Origin of the sequence: Mangrovimonas cancribranchiae, from assembly GCF_037126245.1 — a bacterium.
GTDB classification, from domain to species: Bacteria; Bacteroidota; Bacteroidia; order Flavobacteriales; family Flavobacteriaceae; genus Mangrovimonas; species Mangrovimonas cancribranchiae.
On record NZ_CP136925.1, the window covers coordinates 887,134 to 905,108 of the forward strand.

General features: G+C 33.8%; 18 protein-coding genes. 10 read left to right on the top strand and 8 right to left on the bottom strand.

Annotated features, from left to right (window positions below; translation table 11 throughout):
* Position 1: 1 nt before the first annotated feature.
* The 4 genes from lptB to R3L15_RS03955 all read right to left on the bottom strand — a co-directional run bounded on the left by lptB (position 2) and on the right by R3L15_RS03955 (position 2,954).
* The gene (gene lptB / locus R3L15_RS03940) at positions 2-745 is read right to left on the bottom strand and encodes an LPS export ABC transporter ATP-binding protein (RefSeq protein ID WP_338733360.1); all 744 of its coding nucleotides are present in this window, start codon (positions 743-745) and stop codon (positions 2-4) included.
* 76 nt (positions 746-821) lie between these two features.
* A complete protein-coding gene (locus R3L15_RS03945) occupies positions 822-1,169 on the bottom strand; it encodes a carboxymuconolactone decarboxylase family protein (RefSeq protein WP_338733361.1) in 348 nt (115 codons plus the stop codon).
* A gap of 1 nt (position 1,170) precedes the next feature.
* Positions 1,171-1,986, bottom strand: a complete 816-nt coding sequence (gene tatC / locus R3L15_RS03950) for a twin-arginine translocase subunit TatC (protein ID WP_338733362.1) — start codon at positions 1,984-1,986, stop codon at positions 1,171-1,173.
* The gene (locus R3L15_RS03955) at positions 1,986-2,954 is read right to left on the bottom strand and encodes a KpsF/GutQ family sugar-phosphate isomerase (protein ID WP_338733363.1); all 969 of its coding nucleotides are present in this window, start codon (positions 2,952-2,954) and stop codon (positions 1,986-1,988) included. The genes tatC and R3L15_RS03955 overlap by 1 nt, the downstream gene beginning before the upstream one ends.
* A 197-nt stretch (positions 2,955-3,151) precedes the next feature.
* Between R3L15_RS03955 and recQ the strand changes: the two genes are divergently transcribed.
* Both recQ and R3L15_RS03965 read left to right on the top strand, forming a co-directional pair.
* Entirely contained in the window at positions 3,152-5,353 is a 2,202-nt protein-coding gene (recQ, locus tag R3L15_RS03960; RefSeq protein WP_338733364.1) for a DNA helicase RecQ, read from the top strand.
* Between the two features lie 87 nt (positions 5,354-5,440).
* Positions 5,441-6,373 (top strand): peptidylprolyl isomerase, encoded by a 933-nt coding sequence (locus R3L15_RS03965; protein WP_338733365.1) that lies wholly within the window; start codon positions 5,441-5,443, stop codon positions 6,371-6,373.
* A 47-nt stretch (positions 6,374-6,420) separates the two neighbouring features.
* On the opposite strand, the gene R3L15_RS03970 is transcribed toward R3L15_RS03965, so the two are convergent.
* Positions 6,421-6,981 (bottom strand): thioredoxin family protein, encoded by a 561-nt coding sequence (locus tag R3L15_RS03970; protein WP_338733366.1) that lies wholly within the window; start codon positions 6,979-6,981, stop codon positions 6,421-6,423.
* Between the two features lie 47 nt (positions 6,982-7,028).
* Between R3L15_RS03970 and R3L15_RS03975 the strand changes: the two genes are divergently transcribed.
* Genes R3L15_RS03975 through R3L15_RS03985 form a run of 3 tightly spaced genes read left to right on the top strand, consistent with a single transcriptional unit; the run spans position 7,029 to position 9,324 of the window.
* Positions 7,029-7,364 carry a tRNA-binding protein gene (locus R3L15_RS03975; protein WP_338733367.1) on the top strand — a complete coding sequence of 112 codons (336 nt, stop codon included), beginning with the start codon at positions 7,029-7,031 and terminating at the stop codon, positions 7,362-7,364.
* A 5-nt stretch (positions 7,365-7,369) separates the two neighbouring features.
* Entirely contained in the window at positions 7,370-8,287 is a 918-nt protein-coding gene (locus R3L15_RS03980; RefSeq protein ID WP_338733368.1) for a bile acid:sodium symporter family protein, read from the top strand.
* The gene (locus R3L15_RS03985; protein WP_338733369.1) at positions 8,284-9,324 is read left to right on the top strand and encodes a lysophospholipid acyltransferase family protein; all 1,041 of its coding nucleotides are present in this window, start codon (positions 8,284-8,286) and stop codon (positions 9,322-9,324) included. The genes R3L15_RS03980 and R3L15_RS03985 overlap by 4 nt, the downstream gene beginning before the upstream one ends.
* A 56-nt stretch (positions 9,325-9,380) precedes the next feature.
* Here the strand turns inward: R3L15_RS03985 and R3L15_RS03990 are convergent, their stop codons facing one another.
* Both R3L15_RS03990 and R3L15_RS03995 read right to left on the bottom strand, forming a co-directional pair.
* On the bottom strand, positions 9,381-9,758 hold the full coding sequence (locus R3L15_RS03990) for a PUR family DNA/RNA-binding protein (protein ID WP_338733370.1): 378 nt from the start codon (positions 9,756-9,758) through the stop codon (positions 9,381-9,383).
* A gap of 116 nt (positions 9,759-9,874) precedes the next feature.
* On the bottom strand, positions 9,875-11,629 hold the full coding sequence (locus R3L15_RS03995; protein WP_338733371.1) for an ABC transporter ATP-binding protein: 1,755 nt from the start codon (positions 11,627-11,629) through the stop codon (positions 9,875-9,877).
* 149 nt (positions 11,630-11,778) lie between these two features.
* Here R3L15_RS03995 and R3L15_RS04000 point away from each other — a divergent pair, with 149 nt between their 5' ends.
* The 4 genes from R3L15_RS04000 (at position 11,779) to yajC (ending at position 14,757) form a co-directional block, all read left to right on the top strand.
* Positions 11,779-12,879, top strand: coding sequence for a Glu/Leu/Phe/Val dehydrogenase (locus tag R3L15_RS04000; RefSeq protein WP_338733372.1), 1,101 nt, complete (start codon positions 11,779-11,781; stop codon positions 12,877-12,879).
* 78 nt (positions 12,880-12,957) lie between these two features.
* Positions 12,958-13,902: a transcription antitermination factor NusB gene (gene nusB / locus R3L15_RS04005; RefSeq protein ID WP_338733373.1), complete on the top strand. Its 945-nt coding sequence runs from the start codon at positions 12,958-12,960 to the stop codon at positions 13,900-13,902.
* 68 nt (positions 13,903-13,970) lie between these two features.
* Positions 13,971-14,462 (top strand): DUF1573 domain-containing protein, encoded by a 492-nt coding sequence (locus R3L15_RS04010; RefSeq protein WP_338733374.1) that lies wholly within the window; start codon positions 13,971-13,973, stop codon positions 14,460-14,462.
* A gap of 1 nt (position 14,463) precedes the next feature.
* On the top strand, positions 14,464-14,757 hold the full coding sequence (gene yajC / locus R3L15_RS04015; RefSeq protein ID WP_338733375.1) for a preprotein translocase subunit YajC: 294 nt from the start codon (positions 14,464-14,466) through the stop codon (positions 14,755-14,757).
* 56 nt (positions 14,758-14,813) lie between these two features.
* Here the strand turns inward: yajC and R3L15_RS04020 are convergent, their stop codons facing one another.
* Positions 14,814-15,410, bottom strand: a complete 597-nt coding sequence (locus tag R3L15_RS04020) for a DUF1801 domain-containing protein (RefSeq protein ID WP_338733376.1) — start codon at positions 15,408-15,410, stop codon at positions 14,814-14,816.
* A gap of 164 nt (positions 15,411-15,574) precedes the next feature.
* On the opposite strand from R3L15_RS04020, the gene R3L15_RS04025 reads away from it, so the two are divergent.
* Entirely contained in the window at positions 15,575-17,950 is a 2,376-nt protein-coding gene (locus tag R3L15_RS04025) for a TonB-dependent receptor (protein WP_338733378.1), read from the top strand.
* Positions 17,951-17,975: the final 25 nt, after the last annotated feature.

The window sequence follows — 17,975 nt, forward strand, 5'->3', positions numbered from 1 at the left end:
ATTAATTATTTCTAATTTTCTTTTTACGCAATTCAAAATTCTGACCCAAATACACTTTACGAACCATTTCGTCGCTAGCCAATTCTTCAGGTTTTCCTGCTTTTAAAATACGTCCTTCGAACATTAAGTAAGTTCTATCGGTAATAGCTAAGGTTTCTTGCACATTGTGATCGGTAATAAGAATCCCTATATTTTTTTCGGTAAGTTGCGCGACAATACGCTGAATATCCTCAACGGCCACAGGGTCTACACCAGCAAACGGTTCATCTAATAAAATAAAACTAGGGTTTGTAGCAAGAGCTCGTGCAATTTCGGTACGACGACGCTCACCACCAGACAATAAGTCGCCACGGTTTTTTCGTATGTGCCCTAAACCAAACTCTTCAATTAACGCTTCCATTTTCATGTGCTGTTCTTTTTTGCTTAGTTTGGTAAGTTGTAGCACACTTAAAATATTGTCTTCAATACTCAATTTTCTAAATACCGAAGCTTCTTGCGCCAAATACCCAATACCACTTTGTGCACGCTTGTACATGGGGTAGTTGGTAATATTGGTTTGGTCTAGAAAAATGTTTCCACCATTAGGTTTCACTAAGCCTACAATCATATAAAAAGACGTGGTTTTTCCAGCACCATTAGGCCCAAGTAATCCTACAATCTCTCCTTGATTAACTTCTAAAGAGACATTTTTCACCACTTTACGTCCGCTATAGGACTTCATTAAATTTTCGGCTTTTAGCTTCATAGTGTATTCATGTATAATCGCTAAAATAGTAAAAACAAAAGAGATTGCTTTTTAACGCTTAAGGTTTATTATAAGTTTAACGTTGGTCTTCTAAAGCTTCTAAGTATTCGTAAGCTCTTCTTAGGTGAGGAATTACAATGGTTCCGCCAACAAGAGTAGCAATACTTAATGTTTCTACAATTTGAGCCTTGGAAGCTCCTGCTTTTACAGAACCTTCTAGGTGATACTTAACACAATCGTCGCATCTTAAAACGGTAGATGCAACTAGGCCTAATAACTCTTTGGTTTTTTTATCTAAGGCACCTTCGTAAAAAGCATTGGTATCTAGGTTAAAAATACGTTTAAGTACTTTATTGTTATCCTCTAATATGCGCTCATTCATTTTTGAGCGATAGGCGTTAAAATCGTTTATTAAATCGGACATATTATTTGCGTTGTTTTTGATCGCGTTTTACAACTACTTTAGAAATATAAATACTTACTTGGTATAGCACTAGTATAGGAATGGCTACAATAACTTGACTGGCAATATCTGGCGGTGTAATAATGGCCGATAACACGAGTACAATAACTAAGGCGAATTTTCTATACTTTTTCATGCCTTGGGGTGTTACCAAGCCTATTTTTGTTAAAAAATAGATAATGATAGGAAGCTCGAAAATAATTCCAGAAGCCAATACCGAAGAACGTACTAATGAAATATATGAGCTAATATCAATTTGGTTATCTACCATTTCGGAGATATTGTAATTGACTAAGAAATTTATAGATAATGGTGTTACAATGTAATACCCAAATAAAACACCTATAAAAAATAGTAAAGAGGAAATAATGATAAACCCTCTAGAGTGTTTGCGTTCGTTAGGGTGTAAACCAGGGCTTAAAAAGCGCCAAAATTGGTAAACAACATATGGGAAAGCAATAACCAATCCGCTAAAAATAGCTGTCCAGATATCGGCAGAAAATTGCCCAGCCATGGTACGGTTTTGAATAATTAACGGTAAAGTGTCATTACAAAATGTAGTGTCTACATTAATTAATTTTGCTGTTTGGCATAGCATGTTATAGGTAGGGAATCCCATGTCTAATGGCGCAAAAATGATATGCTCAAAAATGTCCCTACTAAAAATGAATGCTACTGTTGCTGCCATTAATATGGCTACTGTCGCTCTTATAAGGTGCCATCTTAAATCTTCTAGATGGTCTAAAAACGACATGTCGTCTACCTGCTTTTTTGCCATTATATAATGCCTTCTTTTATTAAATCGTGTACATGTACCACACCAGCATAATTCCCGTCATTATCTTCAACAAGTAATTGCGAAATACCGTTTTCCTCCATAAGTTCCATGGCGTCTACGGCTAGAGCTTCGGCGTGAATACGTTTGGGGTTGGTGCCCATAATATTACTAGCTTTTAAGGCTAAAAAATCATCGGTTTTACTAAGCATACGTCTTAAATCGCCATCGGTAATAATACCTGTAATTTTATTGTTTTCAACAACGGCTGTAACACCTAACATTTTTTCAGAAATTTCTATAATAACATCTTTTAAGGATGTTTCTGGGGTTACTTTAGGTTTTTGGTTTACTTCAGATAAATCACTTACGCGTAAATATAATTTTTTTCCTAAAGCACCTCCAGGATGGTATTTTGCAAAGTCTTTACTAGAAAACCCTCTAAGTTCTAATAAGCAAACCGCTAGCGCATCGCCCATAACCAACTGTGCTGTTGTGCTAGTAGTTGGGGCTAAATTATTTGGGCAAACCTCTTTCTCTACAAATGCATTTAAAATATAATCGGCTTGTTGCCCTAAAAAAGAATCTTTATTGCCTGTTAATGCAATCATGTTATTTTTAGCATTTTTAATAAGAGGTACTAAAACTTTAATTTCAGGCGTATTACCACTTTTAGAAATACAAATAACAACGTCGTCTTCTAAAATTAATCCTAAATCACCATGAATCGCATCGGCAGCGTGCATAAAAACAGCAGGTGTCCCAGTAGAGTTAAGGGTTGCCACAATTTTTGTAGCAATAATGGCACTTTTTCCAATACCTGTAATAACAACCCGACCTTTTGAGCTGTAAATTAATTCGACTATTTTTACAAAGTCATCATCAATTAAACTCGATAAGTGGCGTACGGCATTACTCTCTTCAATAATAGTATTTTGTGCCGTTTTAATGATGGAATTTTTATTGTTCAAAATTTATTAATTTTTTAAGTTGACGCTTTTAAAGATTTTATTATCTTTAAAGTAGTTCAAACTCTTGAAAACTTAGTTTGTTCTTACTTGATGCAAAGCTAAATAAAAAATCAAGAGTGTTTTAAAAATGCTTGGCTAATTCATGAACTTGCCATGTGTTTTTAACGTTTTTTAAATTAAAATATTAAAATTGATTCATGGCATTAGTAGAAACTGACTTACATGCTGCACTAAAAAAGTATTTCGGCTTTAGTAAGTTTAAAGGATTACAGGAAGATGTTGTAAGAAGTATTTTATCGGGACAAAACACTTTTGTTATTATGCCCACAGGTGGCGGGAAATCACTCTGTTATCAGTTGCCCGCACTTATGCAAGAGGGAACAGCTATTGTTGTATCGCCTTTAATTGCTTTAATGAAAAACCAAGTTGATGCTATTCGTGGTGTATCCGACCAAGAAGGTGTTGCCCATGTATTAAACTCTTCGTTAACAAAAACAGAGACTAAACGTGTTAAAGAAGATATTGCTAATGGTGTTACCAAACTATTATATGTGGCTCCAGAATCTTTAACCAAAGAAGAACATGTAGACTTTTTAAGAGCGCAAACTATTTCTTTTATGGCTGTTGATGAGGCGCATTGTATTAGCGAATGGGGGCACGATTTTCGTCCAGAGTACCGTAACTTAAGGCATATTATTAAACGTATAGGCGATAATATTCCTATTATTGGATTAACGGCTACAGCAACCCCCAAAGTACAAGAAGATATTTTAAAAAATTTAGGAATAACCGATGCCAAAACGTTTAAAGCATCGTTTAACAGACCTAATCTATATTACGAAGTTCGTCCAAAAACAAAACAAGTAGATGCCGATATTATTCGCTTTATAAAACAAAACGAAGGAAAATCTGGGATTGTATATTGTTTAAGTCGTAAGCGTGTTGAAGAATTAGCACAAGTCCTTCAAGTAAATGGCATTAACGCTGTTCCTTATCATGCTGGATTAGATGCTAAAACACGGGCCAGACATCAAGATATGTTTTTAATGGAAGAGATTGATGTTGTTGTGGCAACCATAGCCTTTGGTATGGGTATAGATAAGCCCGATGTGCGTTTTGTTATTCACCATGATATTCCTAAAAGTATAGAAAGTTATTACCAAGAAACAGGTCGAGCAGGACGTGATGGTGGCGAAGGACATTGTTTAGCTTTTTATGCCTACAAAGACATAGAGAAGCTAGAAAAGTTTATGTCAGGAAAACCCGTAGCCGAACAAGAAATAGGCCATGCTTTATTACAAGAAGTGGTTGCTTATGCCGAAACATCTATGTCTAGACGTAAGTTTATTCTGCACTATTTTGGAGAGGCATTTGATACAGAAACAGGCGAAGGTGGCGATATGGATGATAATGTAAGACATCCTAAAAAACAACACGAAGCCCAAGACGATGTACAGTTACTATTGGATGTTGTTGCAAAAACTAATCAAAAGTACAAAGCTAAAGATTTGGTAAATGTATTGGTAGGTAAGGGTAACGCCTTAATTAAATCGCATAAAACCGATGACCAACCATTCTTTGGAAAAGGTAATTATAAAGAAAAACCGTATTGGATGGCTCTTGTTAGGCAAGTTCTAGTGGCTGGCTACCTTAAAAAAGATATCGAAACCTATGGCGTGATTAAGTTACCCCCAAAAGGGCAAGACTTCATTAAGACACCACAATCGTTTATGATGACCGAAGACCACGATTTTAGCGAAACTTCAGATGGTCAAATTATTACAGCATCAAAAGGAGGCGGTGCCGTAGCCGATGAAACGCTAATGCGCATGCTTAAAGACTTACGAAAAAAGAACGCCCAAAAACTAGGGGTTCCACCGTTTGTTATTTTTCAAGATCCTTCGTTAGAAGATATGGCATTAAAATATCCTGTATCACTAGAAGAATTAAGTAATGTTCATGGCGTAGGCGATGGAAAAGCAAAAAAATACGGAAAAGACTTTATTAAGTTAATTTCAGACTATGTAGATGAAAATGATATCAGTCGTCCAGACGACATGGTTGTAAAATCTACAGGAAGCAATTCCTCATTAAAATTATATATCATACAAAATATAGATAGAAAATTACCTTTAGAAGATATTGCTTCGGCAAAAGGTATGGAAATGCCCGATTTTATAAAAGAAATGGAAGCCATAGTCTATTCTGGAACCAAACTAAATATAGATTATTGGGTAGATGATTTGCTAGATGAAGATCAGCAGGAAGAAATCCATGACTACTTTATGGAAGCCGAAACCGATAAAATAGATGTTGCCATTGATGAGTTTGATGGCGATTACGACGATGAAGAATTACGCCTCTATCGCATTAAATTTATAAGTGAAGTAGCTAATTAAACAATCCATCGGGGTTTATTCTATCTTTTAAAACTTCCGTCTTATATAGGTATTTGTTATCTTTGCAGCTCATTAAACATAAAGCACATGCAAGACGGATTATACGCAAAATTTAATACGACAAAAGGCGAAATTTTAGTCGCTTTAGAATACGAAAAAACACCAGGAACAGTAGGTAACTTTGTTGCTTTAGCTGAAGGAAACATGGAAAACTCAGCAAAAAAACAAGGCAATCCTTATTACGATGGATTAACGTTTCATCGTGTTATTCCAGATTTTATGATTCAAGGTGGTTGCCCGCAAGGTACAGGAACAGGAAATCCAGGCTATCAATTTGATGATGAGTTTCATCCAGATTTAAAGCACGATGCGCCAGGTATCCTTTCTATGGCCAATGCAGGACCAGGTACAAACGGCAGTCAATTTTTTATCACACATGTAGAAACCCCATGGTTAGATGGTAACCATACGGTTTTTGGTAAAGTTGTTGAAGGCCAGGATGTTGTTAATGCGATAGCACAAGGTGATAAAATAGAGACCTTAGAAATAGTAAGAGTAGGCGAGGCAGCAGAAAACTTTCACGCTATTGAAGCTTTTAGAACATTTGAAGGTGCTAGAGAAAAACGCATTGCTGAAGAACAAGCTGCACGAGAAGCTGAATTAGATAAACTAGCCGCTGGATTTAAGAAAACAGATAGTGGATTACGTTACCAAATTATTCAACAAGGTGAAGGTAAACAACCTGAAAAAGGAAGCACTGTAAAAGTACACTATAAAGGTCAATTAGCCGATGGAACTGTTTTCGATTCTTCTTATAAAAGAAATCAACCTTTGGAGTTTGCTGTAGGTGTTGGCCAGGTTATTTCAGGATGGGATGAAGGTATTGGTTTATTAAACGTAGGAAGTAAAGCCCGATTAGTTATACCAAGCGATTTAGGTTATGGTAGTCGTGGTGCTGGCGGTGTAATTCCACCAAATGCAACTTTAGTTTTTGACGTTGAACTTATGGATGTTAAGTAATTACAGCCTAAAAATAAATTTAAAAAGCCGCTAAATAGCGGCTTTTTTTATGCTGGTTTCCATTTTATGTTGCAGCCAATACTAGGCTTTTGAGGTTTTGTATTGACTTTATTGTCTAACAGGCAATTTAGTGCATGCCTAATATCTTCGCCCGTTACGGGAATGTCATTTCCTGGTCTTGAGTCATCTAGTTGTCCGCGATAAGCCAACTTTAAATCTTTATCAAAAACATAAAAATCTGGTGTGCAAGCAGCATTGTAGGCTTTAGCAACTTCTTGAGTGTCGTCGTAGAGGTAAGGAAATATAAACTCCTGCTCAATGGCATTTAGCTTCATTTTATCTGGCGCATCATCGGGATAATTATCAACATCGTTACTAGAAATAGCAATGGTATTAATGCCTTTACTTTTATAATCTTTAGCTAGTTGACTTAATTCTTGATTAATATGTTTTACAAAAGGGCAGTGGTTGCAAATAAAAACAATTAGGGTGCCGTTTGTGCCTTTTTGGCTATTTAATGAGAGTTTTTCACCAGAAACTGTATCTTGCAGCGTGAAGTTTGGAGCGGGACTTCCTAAAGGAATCATGTTAGAAGGTGTACGTGCCATAGTGTCTTGTTTCGTCCAAATTTCGTAAATATTTGTACTTTTAAAAAATGAATGAGACGATAAATTTTGAAGATTTTGTTAAAGTAGATCTTCGTGTTGGAACAATACTGTCTGTTGATGATTTTCCTAAAGCAAGAAAACCAGCATATCAACTTACTATAGATTTTGGAGATTTAGGTGTTAAAAAATCTTCGGCACAAATAACAACATTATACACTAAAGAAGATTTGTTGCATAAACAAATTGTAGCGGTAGTGAACTTTCCCAAGAAGCAAATTGCTAATATTATGAGCGAGTGTTTAGTGGTTGGTGCTGTAAAAGAAAATGACGTGTATTTACTTAGTGCAGAACATCGTGTTCCTAACGGAAGTTGTGTGTCGTAGTGTTTATGCAGGAATTAGATCAGGTAAAAATAAATTTTGATAGTCAAGGGTTATGGATTTTAAACATAGCTTTGGCTATAGTTATGTTTGGTGTGGCTTTAGGCATCACGATGGATGATTTTAAGCGTTTACTACATAAACCTAAGTTGTTATTTTTAGGTATAGCTTCGCAGTTTATTGTATTACCTTTTGTTACTTTTTTATTTGTTTATGTTGTAAATCCGCAACCAAGTATAGCTTTAGGTATGTTTATGGTTGCCGCTTGTCCAGGTGGTAATATTTCAAACTTTATGACACATTTGGCAAAAGGAAATGCTGCTTTATCTGTAAGTTTAACAGCTTTTGCAACACTTCTAGCGATTGTTATGACACCATTTAATTTTCAATTTTATGGAAGTTTGTATCAACCAACAGCAGGTTTGTTAAAAGATGTGGCTTTAAATCCTTTTGATTTGTTAAAACTTGTTGGAATGATTTTGGGTATTCCTTTACTATTAGGAATGTTTGTTAGAAAAACATGGCCTGAGGTGGCGCAACGTTTGTCAAAATGGTTAAAACCTTTTTCAATTATTGTGTTTGTAGCCATAGTTATTATTGCATTTTCTAAAAACTTAAATGTTTTTACAGGCTATATAGACCATGTATTGTTGTTAGGAATAACGCATAATTTTTTAGCTGTTTTGTTAGGATGGTTTTTGGCTAAGAGTTTAAAGGTATCTTTAAGAGATAAAAAAACCATAGCCATAGAAACAGGCATACAAAACTCAGGATTAGGGTTACTTTTAATTTTTACATTTTTTGATGGGCTAGGAGGTATGGCAATTATGGCAGCTTTTTGGGGGATTTGGCATATCGTTTCTGGATTAGTGTTAGCCTATTTTTGGTCGTTTAAAACGGCAAAACCACAAACTGCAATTCATTGAAACAACTTTGGTTACATACGGTAAGATGGTATTTGCGAATAGGCTTGTTTTTTTATTATAAAAAAATTCAGGTAATTAAGCATGCTTCTATACCCAAAAACACACCTTTACTCTTTTTATGTAATCATCAAAATGCTTTAGTTGATGCTTTGCTAATAGCAACAACTAGCGAACGGTTTACTTATTTTTTAACACGAGCTAGTGTGTTTAAAAAACCTTTGGTTGCTAAATTTTTAAGAAGCGTACAAATGCTTCCTGTATTTCGTGTTAGAGATGGCTGGCAAACCATAAAAAACAATCATGGCACGTTTAATTTATGCACGAAATTACTTAGCAATAACGAAACAGTATCATTATTTCCAGAAGGGAATCATCATATAAATCGTACGGTAAGACCATTAAGTAAAGGGTTTACTAGAATTGTTTTAGAAACTTTAAAAGTAACTCCAGATTTAGATTTAAAATTAGTTCCTATAGGATTGAATTATCAAGATGGCGTTATTTTTCCAGATGAAGTTTCACTGCATTATGGTGTTCCTATTGACGTAAAAACACTTATTAAAGATTGTGAAGATGACCAATCGGCTTCATTAGCTTTAAAAACAAAAGTGCAAGATGAATTAAAAACGTTAACAACCCATGTTCCGCCTAATGATTATGAAAATAATTTACAGCGTCTACAAAAGCAAGGCGTTAATTTTCGTTATCCAGAACAAGTGAATGCTTTTATAGCATCTGGTTTTAAAAATTATAATGGACCAAAATACAAGGCTAAGCCAACTGTGGTTTCTACTCTTTTTAAATGGTTACTTAAACTTAATTTATGGTTACCTTTTTTAGTTTGGCGTTATTATGCATTACCAAAAATTAAGGAGGTAGAGTTTGTTGCCACGTTTAGGTTTGCTTTAGCCATAACTTTAGTGCCTATATGGTTATTACTATTAACTTGTATTATAGGAAGTGTTTTTAGTTGGACTTTTGGGTTAAGTTATTTAATTTTTTCTTTAATTATAGCACTTTTAGCTGTTAAGTTGTAGCATAAAAAAAACTGCTTAAAGAAGCAGTTTTTATAATATTTTAATAAAGGTGATTTTTAAATATCATCGAAATCTACATCGGTAAATTTCTCGGTAGTTGCTGTTACTGTTTCCTGATTTTCAGAATCACTTTCTTCGTTGTTGTAGTCCTTTTTAAAGTCTTTTTGATGTCTTTCGCTAATAACTTCTTCACCTTTTTCATTAATAATGTAATCGGTCATTTCTTGAAGAATACTATTAAACTCGCTAAAATCTTCTTTGTAAAGATAAATTTTGTGTTTTTTGTAGTGGAAAGAACCATCGTCGTTTGTAAACTTTTTACTTTCTGTAATGGTTAAATAATAATCACCAGCTTTGGTAGATCTTACATCAAAGAAATAGGTTCTTCTACCTGCTCTCAATACTTTTGAAAAAATCTCTTCTTTCTCCATCATAGTCATTTAAGTTCGTGTTGTTTTTTAAAAACGTATAAAATTAAGTTGTCCAAAAATCTAAAAAAAAATCATAGCAACCAACAAATTCATGTATTTCTTTTGCGAAAGTATTTAGGTTAATGGGCTTCGCTTAGTTGTTTCTGATAGAGCTCTTTGTAATACCCTTCTTTGTTAATTAGGCTATTATGATTACCATCTTGGATGATTTTTCCATCATCTAGAACGATAATGTGGTCGGCACTTTTAACCGATGAAACACGGTGGCTAACAATAATTGTAGTTTTATCTTTAGATACCGTATTTAAATGATGTAGAATTTTTTCTTCGGTTTCTGTATCTACAGCAGATAACGAATCGTCAAAAAGGAGTATTTTAGGATCTTTAACAATGGCTCTAGCTATAGAAACACGTTGTTTTTGTCCACCAGAAAGGGTGATGCCACGTTCGCCAAGCACGGTATCATAACCTTTATTAAACTTCACGATGTTTTTATGTACTTGGGCTTGTTTGGCAGCTGTTATAACATCTTCATCAGAAGCGTCTTCTTTTCCAAAGGTAATGTTGTTTTTAATGGTATCGGAAAATAGAAAGGCATCTTGCGGAACATAACCAATAGCATTTCTTAAACTAGTAAGGTTGATGTTTTTAATAGGCGTATCATCAATTAAAATCTCGCCTTTATCAATATCGTATAGACGTCCTATTAAATCTAAAATAGTTGATTTTCCAGAGCCTGTTTTTCCTATAATAGCTAACGTTTTTCCTTTGTTTAATGTAAACGAGATTCCTTTTAATGCTTGAATGTTAGTATCGTCGTAAGTAAAGAATACATTTTTAAAAGTAATATGGCCTTCAATAGGTGTTGGTGCTGTGACCGTATTAGAAATTTCAGGTTTTTTCTTTAAAAACTCATTAATACGTTTTTGCGAAGCTTCGGCTTGTTGTACTATAGATGTTACCCAGCCCACAGTTGCTACAGGCCAAGTAAGCATGTTTACATATATAATAAACTCTGCAATGGTACCTAAACTTTCAATTTCACCATCTATATATTGTTTACCCCCTATGTAAATAACCATTAAGTTACTTATACCTATAAGTAAAATCATCATAGGAAAGAAAAACGATCGTATTCTAACGAGGTCGAGTTGTTTTTGTCGGCTTTCTTCAGATAGTTGATTAAAATTAGTAGAGGTTTGTAACTCTAATCCATAAGCCTTTATAATTGAAATACCGCTAAAGGTTTCTTGGGTAGAAGAAGATAATTTAGATAAGTATTCTTGTACAACAGTACTACGTTTATGAATTTCTTTACTAAGTTTATAAATAGCTACCGATAGTATAGGTAAGGGTAGAATAGTATATAAGGTTAATTTTGGTGCTTGATTAAACATATATATTAATGCAATAACAAATAAAGTTATGGTATTAATACTATACATAATGGCAGGTCCCGCATACATTCTCACACGACTTACATCTTCAGTAATGCGATTCATTAAATCGCCTGTTCGGTTCTTTTTATAAAAGTTAAGAGATAGCTTTTGATATTGTTGATAAACTTCATTTTTAAGGTCGTATTCAACATAACGCGATACATTAATAATAGTTTGTCGCATTAAAAAAGTAAAAATTCCCGCAATAATGGACGCGCCAATTATTAAAAGGATATTTTCAAGCAATTCAGTTTTAAATACACTTTTATCGGTAATAATGCCATTATTCCAGTTTTCGACAACCGTGAAAATTTCTCTTACTAATCTAGGTGTAAAAAGTAAAAACACACGAGCAATGGCTGTAATAATAACACCAAGGATAAGTTGGTACTTATATTTCAGGAAATATTTATTAAGATGTTGTAATTCTTTCATTTTAAGTATTAACAATATAAATAGATACTTTTGTTAATTTTTCATTTTAATACACTCTCTATTGCATAAATAATAATATTGATTTAATTTTGCGCCGTGTTTTTAGAATATTTCAAAAAGCATTAAAAAAATACTTATACATAATAATTATGTTAACAGAGGTAAAAACTAACAAAGAACTTAAGGCTGATCCAGTATTTGGACAGCTTTCATTTGATGACCACGAACAAGTCGTTTTTTGCAGCGACAAAGATACAGGTTTAAAAGCAATAATAGGAATTCATAACACAACTTTAGGACCTGCCTTAGGAGGAACTAGAATGTGGACTTACCAAAATGAATGGGAAGCTTTAAACGATGTTCTTCGATTATCAAGAGGAATGACATACAAATCAGCGATTACTGGTTTAAATTTAGGTGGTGGTAAAGCCGTAATAATAGGCGATGCTAAAACCCAAAAAACACCAGAGTTAATGAAAAAATTTGGAGAATATGTTCATTCTTTAAATGGTCGTTACATTACAGCTGAAGATGTTGGTATGGAAACTAGCGATATGGATTTAGTACGCGAAGTAACGCCGTACGTTACAGGAATTTCAGAAGAAAAAGGAGGCGCAGGAAACCCTTCTCCTGTAACAGCTTATGGGGTTTTTATGGGAATGAAAGCCGCCGCTAAATACAAGTATGGAACAGATTTATTAGAAGGTAAACAAGTGTTTGTACAAGGTATTGGCCATGTTGGCGAAGCTTTAGTAGAAAACCTTGTAGAAGAAGGAGCCATTGTTACTATAGCCGATATAAACCAAGAACGTTTAGAAGCTGTAAGAAGTAAATATGGGGTTACTATTTATGAAGGTAACGATATTTATACTGAAAAAATGGACATTTACGCCCCATGTGCTTTAGGTGCTACAATTAACGACGATACCATTAACAAATTACAAGCAAAAGTTATTGCTGGAGCTGCTAATAACCAATTAGCAAACGAAGTAAAACACGGTCAGTTACTTCAAGAAAAAGGTATTGTTTATGCTCCAGATTTCTTAATCAATGCTGGAGGAATTATTAATGTATATGCAGAATTAGAAAGCTATAATAAAGCTGAAATTATGCGTAAAACAGAAAATATTTACAATACAACGCTAGAGATTTTAAATCATGCCGATGTTAATAACATGACTTCCAATCAAGCAGCGTTAGCTTTAGCACAAAAACGTATTGATACAAGAAAGCTAGAAAATAACAGCTAGTTTTTTTAAAAAACAGTATTTTTGCAAGGCAAAATCCTAATCGGGTTTTGCCTTATTTAATTTATAAAGTTCTTTTAAATGTTAAATAGAAGACATATTCGAATCAAGGTCATGCAATCGGTTTACGCGTTTAAAGGTAGCGAAAGCGATGCCCTAAATAAAGACCAAAAATTCTTAATGCAAAGTTTAGATAAAGCCTATAATCTTTATCTATTAATGCTTTCCTTACTTGTTGAACTTCAAAAAAAATCTGAAGATCATCTGTCAAAAAGTATGAAAAAACATCTAGCGACAGAGGAAGATAAAAACCCAAATAGAAAGTTTGTTAATAACGAAGTGCTTCAATTTTTGCTACACAACGAAGCCTTACAAGACGCTCTAGAAACTAATAAAGTTAAGCATTGGGATCTGGACGATGAGTATGTCGATATTATTTATAAAGACATTCTAGCTAGCGAACTTTATGCCGATTACATGAAAACGAAAGTGTCCGATTTTAAGGAAGACAAGTTTTTTGTAATTGATATTTATCGCGAAATTATAGCGCCAAACGATAAGCTTTTCGATTATTTAGAAGATCATAACATGACTTGGGTAGACGATTTTCCATTGGTAAACACCACCATATTAAAAATGCTACGTAAGTTAAAGCCAACAGCCAATCCAAAGGTTGTAATACCAGACTTATATAAAGACGAAGACGATGAAATGTTTGCTGTAGATTTGTTTAAAAAAACAATTCTAAATCAAACAACATTTAGAAAAATAGTAGAAGACCGTACAAAAAACTGGGATTCAGACCGAATTGCAGATATTGATTATGTGTTGCTAATTATGGCCATTTGTGAGATTATAAAATTTCCTTCAATACCCATTAAAGTTACAATAAACGAGTATTTAGAAATCGCCAAAGAGTACTCTACACCTAAGAGTAGTATCTTTATAAATGGTATTTTAGATAAGTACGTTAAAGAGTTACAAGAAAAAAACGAATTAAATAAAACAGGACGAGGGTTGATGTAGAACGAATAAATTAGTACATTTATCCGCTGAAATTAAAAATCTATTAAATAATCTTTAAAAATAGCACAATGAAAAAAGTAGTATTAGGACTAGCAGCTTTATGTATGATCGCTTTTACATCATGTAAAGAAGATGCTTCTAAAAAAATTGATGAAAATAATGTAGCAGAAGCTGCCGAAAGAGATGCAAACGCTTCTAAATTCCCTATCATGAGTTTTGATAAGCAAGAACATGATTTTGGTGAAATTGAAAGTAAAACAGCTGTAGAAACAGTATTTAAATATACAAACACAGGTGAAGCACCATTAGTAGTAACAGATATTAAAAGTACTTGTGGGTGTACAGTGCCTAAAGACTGGAGTAAAGAGCCTTTACAACCAGGCGATTCTGGACAATTTACAGTAAAGTTTAACGGTTCTGGAAGAAACAAGGTAAACAAAACCATTACTGTAACAGCTAATACAAAAACGGGAAAAGAAACTGTTAAAATTACAGCTTTCGTTAAGCCAGACCCAAACGCTGTACAACCAGCAAAAGCACAAGTACCTCAAGTAAAATAATATGGGAGAAGGACTAAGTAGTTTATTACCTTTTATTTTAATGTTTGTGGTTATCTATTTCTTTATGATAGCACCACAAATGAAAAAGCAAAAAAAAGAGAAAAAGTTTGCTGCCGAATTAAAAAAAGGCGATAAAGTTATAACTAAAAGTGGCGTACACGGAAAAGTAGTGGAATTAAACGATAAAGACCACACTTGCGTGATTGAAACCCTAGCGGGAAAAATGAAGTATGAACGCTCTGCCATTTCTATGGAATTGAGCCAAAAACTTAACGCCCCAGAAAAAAAGAAGTAATCATAAATTACTATTATAAAAAAAAGTCGCTCATTTCTTTGAGCGGCTTTTTTTATTTAGCAGTTTTTGTATTTATCGTGTAACCCAACACCTTTTAAAATTAAAGGTGTTATTTTTTCTAGTCTAGACAGCTTTGTTTTCTCACGTTTAGCACTTGCAATATGATCGCTGTATTCTCGTTGTTTTCCAGGAGTAAGGGCTTTAAAAGCCTTTTCCATAGTATCATTACTCTTTAAAGCATGTGCTAGTTCTTTAGGAATAATAACGTCTTTTCCCTTTCTTTCTGGTTTAAGCTCTTTACCTAATTTTTGATTTTCTATAGCCTCTTTAACGTAAGCTAAAACAATCGTTTTATCTATATCATTAATCGATTCAAATCGCATTTGGCGTAATGCTTTTGTTTTTTCTTGGGCTTTTTCTAACACCTTTTTTTCATCTTTTAAAAAGACACCATTAAAAAACCAGATTCCAAAGTGGTTTTTAAAGGCACCAAGCCCGATAACATTTTTACCATTTATGGTATAAACAGGAGCATTCCATTTTAATGTTTCATCAACTTCGGTAGAAATAATAATATTCCTTAAAACGTTTAAAGCTTTAGTGAATCTAGGCTGTTTTTCAATGTATTCCTCAACAGATGTGGCTTTTTTCATAATGTTTTGTTGACTTTTTTATAAAAATACAAGATCTAAAATTCTTATAACAAAAGAGTTACAAATATTTATTTAAATTTAATCTAAATAAGCTTTTTTAAAGTTGTTTCAGATAGTATATTTGCGCCGTATTTGTAGTAAATCTAAATAAAAACAACTTAATAATGATACGAAAACTAACACTATTTTGTCTCTTATGCTTTATACAAAATGTAACCGCACAAACCATAACTGGAAAAGTGGTTGATACCGATGGTGCTTCTATAGCAGGAGCAAGTGTATTTGTTACAGAGCTTAATATAGGTGCTATGACTAACGACTCGGGAGCATTTAGGCTGAATAACTTAGTTCAAGGAGAACTTGTAGTTAAAGTACAAGCTATTGGTTTTAAACCAAGCTCAAAAGCAATTACTTTAAAAGGTGATACGACTTTGAATTTTACCCTAGAAATGGATAATAATTTAAATACTGTTGAGCTTTTTGGAAATCGCTATAAGCATCCTGATAAAATTGAAGCTATTACTAGATTACCTTTAGCACCATACGAGCAAATTCAAAGTATTTCTATTGTTTCAGAAAAATTAATAGAACAACAAGGAAACCTCACCATATCGGAAGCGACACGAAATGTACCAGGTGTATATACGTTTGCAACTTATGGTAATAAAAGAGAAAGTATGTCGTCTCGTGGTTTTCGCGGTATTCCTATTTTAAAAAATGGTGTTCGTGTACATTCCGATTTTAGAGGAACCGGGATTTTAACCGACATGCAAGGGGTAGATAATATTCAAGTATTAAAAGGCTCTTCTGCCATTACACAAGGGGTTGCTACCGATTTAGGAAGTCCAGGTGGTGTTGTAAATATTGTAACTAAAACACCAAAATATACTTTTGGAGGTAATGTGTCGTTGCGAGCAGGAAGTTTTGGACAGGTAAGAACCGCTTATGATGTTTACGGCCCTTTAACAAAGAGCAAAAATGTCGCCTTTAGAATTAATGGTGCTTTGGAACGTGCCGATGGATTCCGTTCAGGAATTTCTTCAGAGCGTTTTTATATTAACCCATCGTTAGAATGGCGTATTGATGATAAATCGACTTTAACATTAGAAATGGACTATTTTGATGATAGTAGAACTCCAGATGTAGGAACCGTAAACTTAAATGAAAATAACGTTAATGCTATTTACGATTTACCTTACGATCAGTTTTTAGGATTTAAAAATGATAAATCACTAACAAAAAATACAACATTCTCAGTACGTTTTAATAGAGAGCTAAATGACAAGTTAACGTTAAAAGCAGCTTATTATAAGTCTAATTTAGACTTAGATGATAAAGGAGCTAGTTTAGGAAATGTGGTGAATGATGAAATAACAGGAGATCCTATTTATAATTTACGTAGCCGTGGGTATTCTACCTCTACTAGAAAAGACGACAATGCTGTTTTACAAGTAGATATTATAGGTAACGAGCTAAAAACCGGTTCTATATCACATACCTTTCAAGTAGGGTTTGATTATAGAACAACTAAGTATAGTACTTATTCAAGTAGTGTTTCAGCTGTTGATACCATTAATGTATTTACTTCTAACACCCACAATTTGCCAGGAGACTTAAACTTTTCATCCCCAAGAGTTGGAGGAGCCGAATCTAGAGCTTTAGGTTTTGTAGCACAAGATGTAATTACATTTAATAACTGGTTAAAGTCGTTTGTTGGGATTCGTTATAGTAAAACCCAAACCGATGCCGAGACAGAAACTACCGAAAGCGATGCATTTAATCCATTAGCAGGAGTTATTGTAACACCATATAAAAACATTAACGTTTTTGCATCTTACACTAATAGTTCAAATCCAAGATCGGCTACACGATTAGATGAAAATGGAAATGAATTAGGTAATGAACGTTTCGATCAAATAGAAGCTGGTATTAAAACCAATTGGTTAGATAATAGATTACGTTTTAACTTTACCTTCTTTAAAATTAATAACAAGGATATTAACTTACCTGTTTACGATGAAAACTGGGTGGCAACAGGATTTTACCAAAAAGGAGGAAATGATGAACGCAAGGGAATCGAGGTTGAATTAAGTGGTCGTATTTTAGATAACCTTGAAGTTATTACAGGATACTCTTATATAGATGCGCAATATAAAGAACACACTTCGTTTGTTTACGGTTCGGCACCATTAAATACACCAAGACATACGTTTAATGCTTACGCTAATTATAGCTTTAAACAAAAGCTAGAAGGTTTATCACTAGGAGCTGGTGTATATTACACAGGCGAGCGACCAATAAACGATTGGAGTGCTGGTGCTGTTACTCACGAAGGTATTGTACCAAACCAAAAGCCATTTAATGTAGATGCTTATATGTTAACTAATATACAGGCAGCATATCAATTTAATAATCACTGGAATGTTAGAGTATTGCTAAATAATGTGTTTAATGAAATAGGATACAATGCCTACAGAACACGTTATATAAACCAAACCGACCCTAGGAATTTTGCAGCTGTTTTAAGCTATAGATTCTAGAATTTAATTGTAAGTATATTAAAAA

Excerpts from the sequence above, each read along its gene's own strand:
- lptB (WP_338733360.1), bottom strand. The coding sequence starts at position 745 with ATGAAGCTAAAAGCCGAAAATTTAATGAAGTCCTATAGCGGACGTAAA.
- R3L15_RS03945 (WP_338733361.1), bottom strand. The coding sequence starts at position 1,169 with ATGTCCGATTTAATAAACGATTTTAACGCCTATCGCTCAAAAATGAAT.
- tatC (WP_338733362.1), bottom strand. The coding sequence starts at position 1,986 with ATGGCAAAAAAGCAGGTAGACGACATGTCGTTTTTAGACCATCTAGAA.
- recQ (WP_338733364.1), top strand. The coding sequence starts at position 3,152 with ATGGCATTAGTAGAAACTGACTTACATGCTGCACTAAAAAAGTATTTC.
- R3L15_RS03965 (WP_338733365.1), top strand. The coding sequence starts at position 5,441 with ATGCAAGACGGATTATACGCAAAATTTAATACGACAAAAGGCGAAATT.
- R3L15_RS03970 (WP_338733366.1), bottom strand. The coding sequence starts at position 6,981 with ATGGCACGTACACCTTCTAACATGATTCCTTTAGGAAGTCCCGCTCCA.
- R3L15_RS03975 (WP_338733367.1), top strand. The coding sequence starts at position 7,029 with ATGAATGAGACGATAAATTTTGAAGATTTTGTTAAAGTAGATCTTCGT.
- R3L15_RS03980 (WP_338733368.1), top strand. The coding sequence starts at position 7,370 with ATGCAGGAATTAGATCAGGTAAAAATAAATTTTGATAGTCAAGGGTTA.
- R3L15_RS03990 (WP_338733370.1), bottom strand. The coding sequence starts at position 9,758 with ATGATGGAGAAAGAAGAGATTTTTTCAAAAGTATTGAGAGCAGGTAGA.
- R3L15_RS03995 (WP_338733371.1), bottom strand. The coding sequence starts at position 11,629 with ATGAAAGAATTACAACATCTTAATAAATATTTCCTGAAATATAAGTAC.
- R3L15_RS04000 (WP_338733372.1), top strand. The coding sequence starts at position 11,779 with ATGTTAACAGAGGTAAAAACTAACAAAGAACTTAAGGCTGATCCAGTA.
- nusB (WP_338733373.1), top strand. The coding sequence starts at position 12,958 with ATGTTAAATAGAAGACATATTCGAATCAAGGTCATGCAATCGGTTTAC.
- R3L15_RS04010 (WP_338733374.1), top strand. The coding sequence starts at position 13,971 with ATGAAAAAAGTAGTATTAGGACTAGCAGCTTTATGTATGATCGCTTTT.
- yajC (WP_338733375.1), top strand. The coding sequence starts at position 14,464 with ATGGGAGAAGGACTAAGTAGTTTATTACCTTTTATTTTAATGTTTGTG.
- R3L15_RS04020 (WP_338733376.1), bottom strand. The coding sequence starts at position 15,410 with ATGAAAAAAGCCACATCTGTTGAGGAATACATTGAAAAACAGCCTAGA.
- R3L15_RS04025 (WP_338733378.1), top strand. The coding sequence starts at position 15,575 with ATGATACGAAAACTAACACTATTTTGTCTCTTATGCTTTATACAAAAT.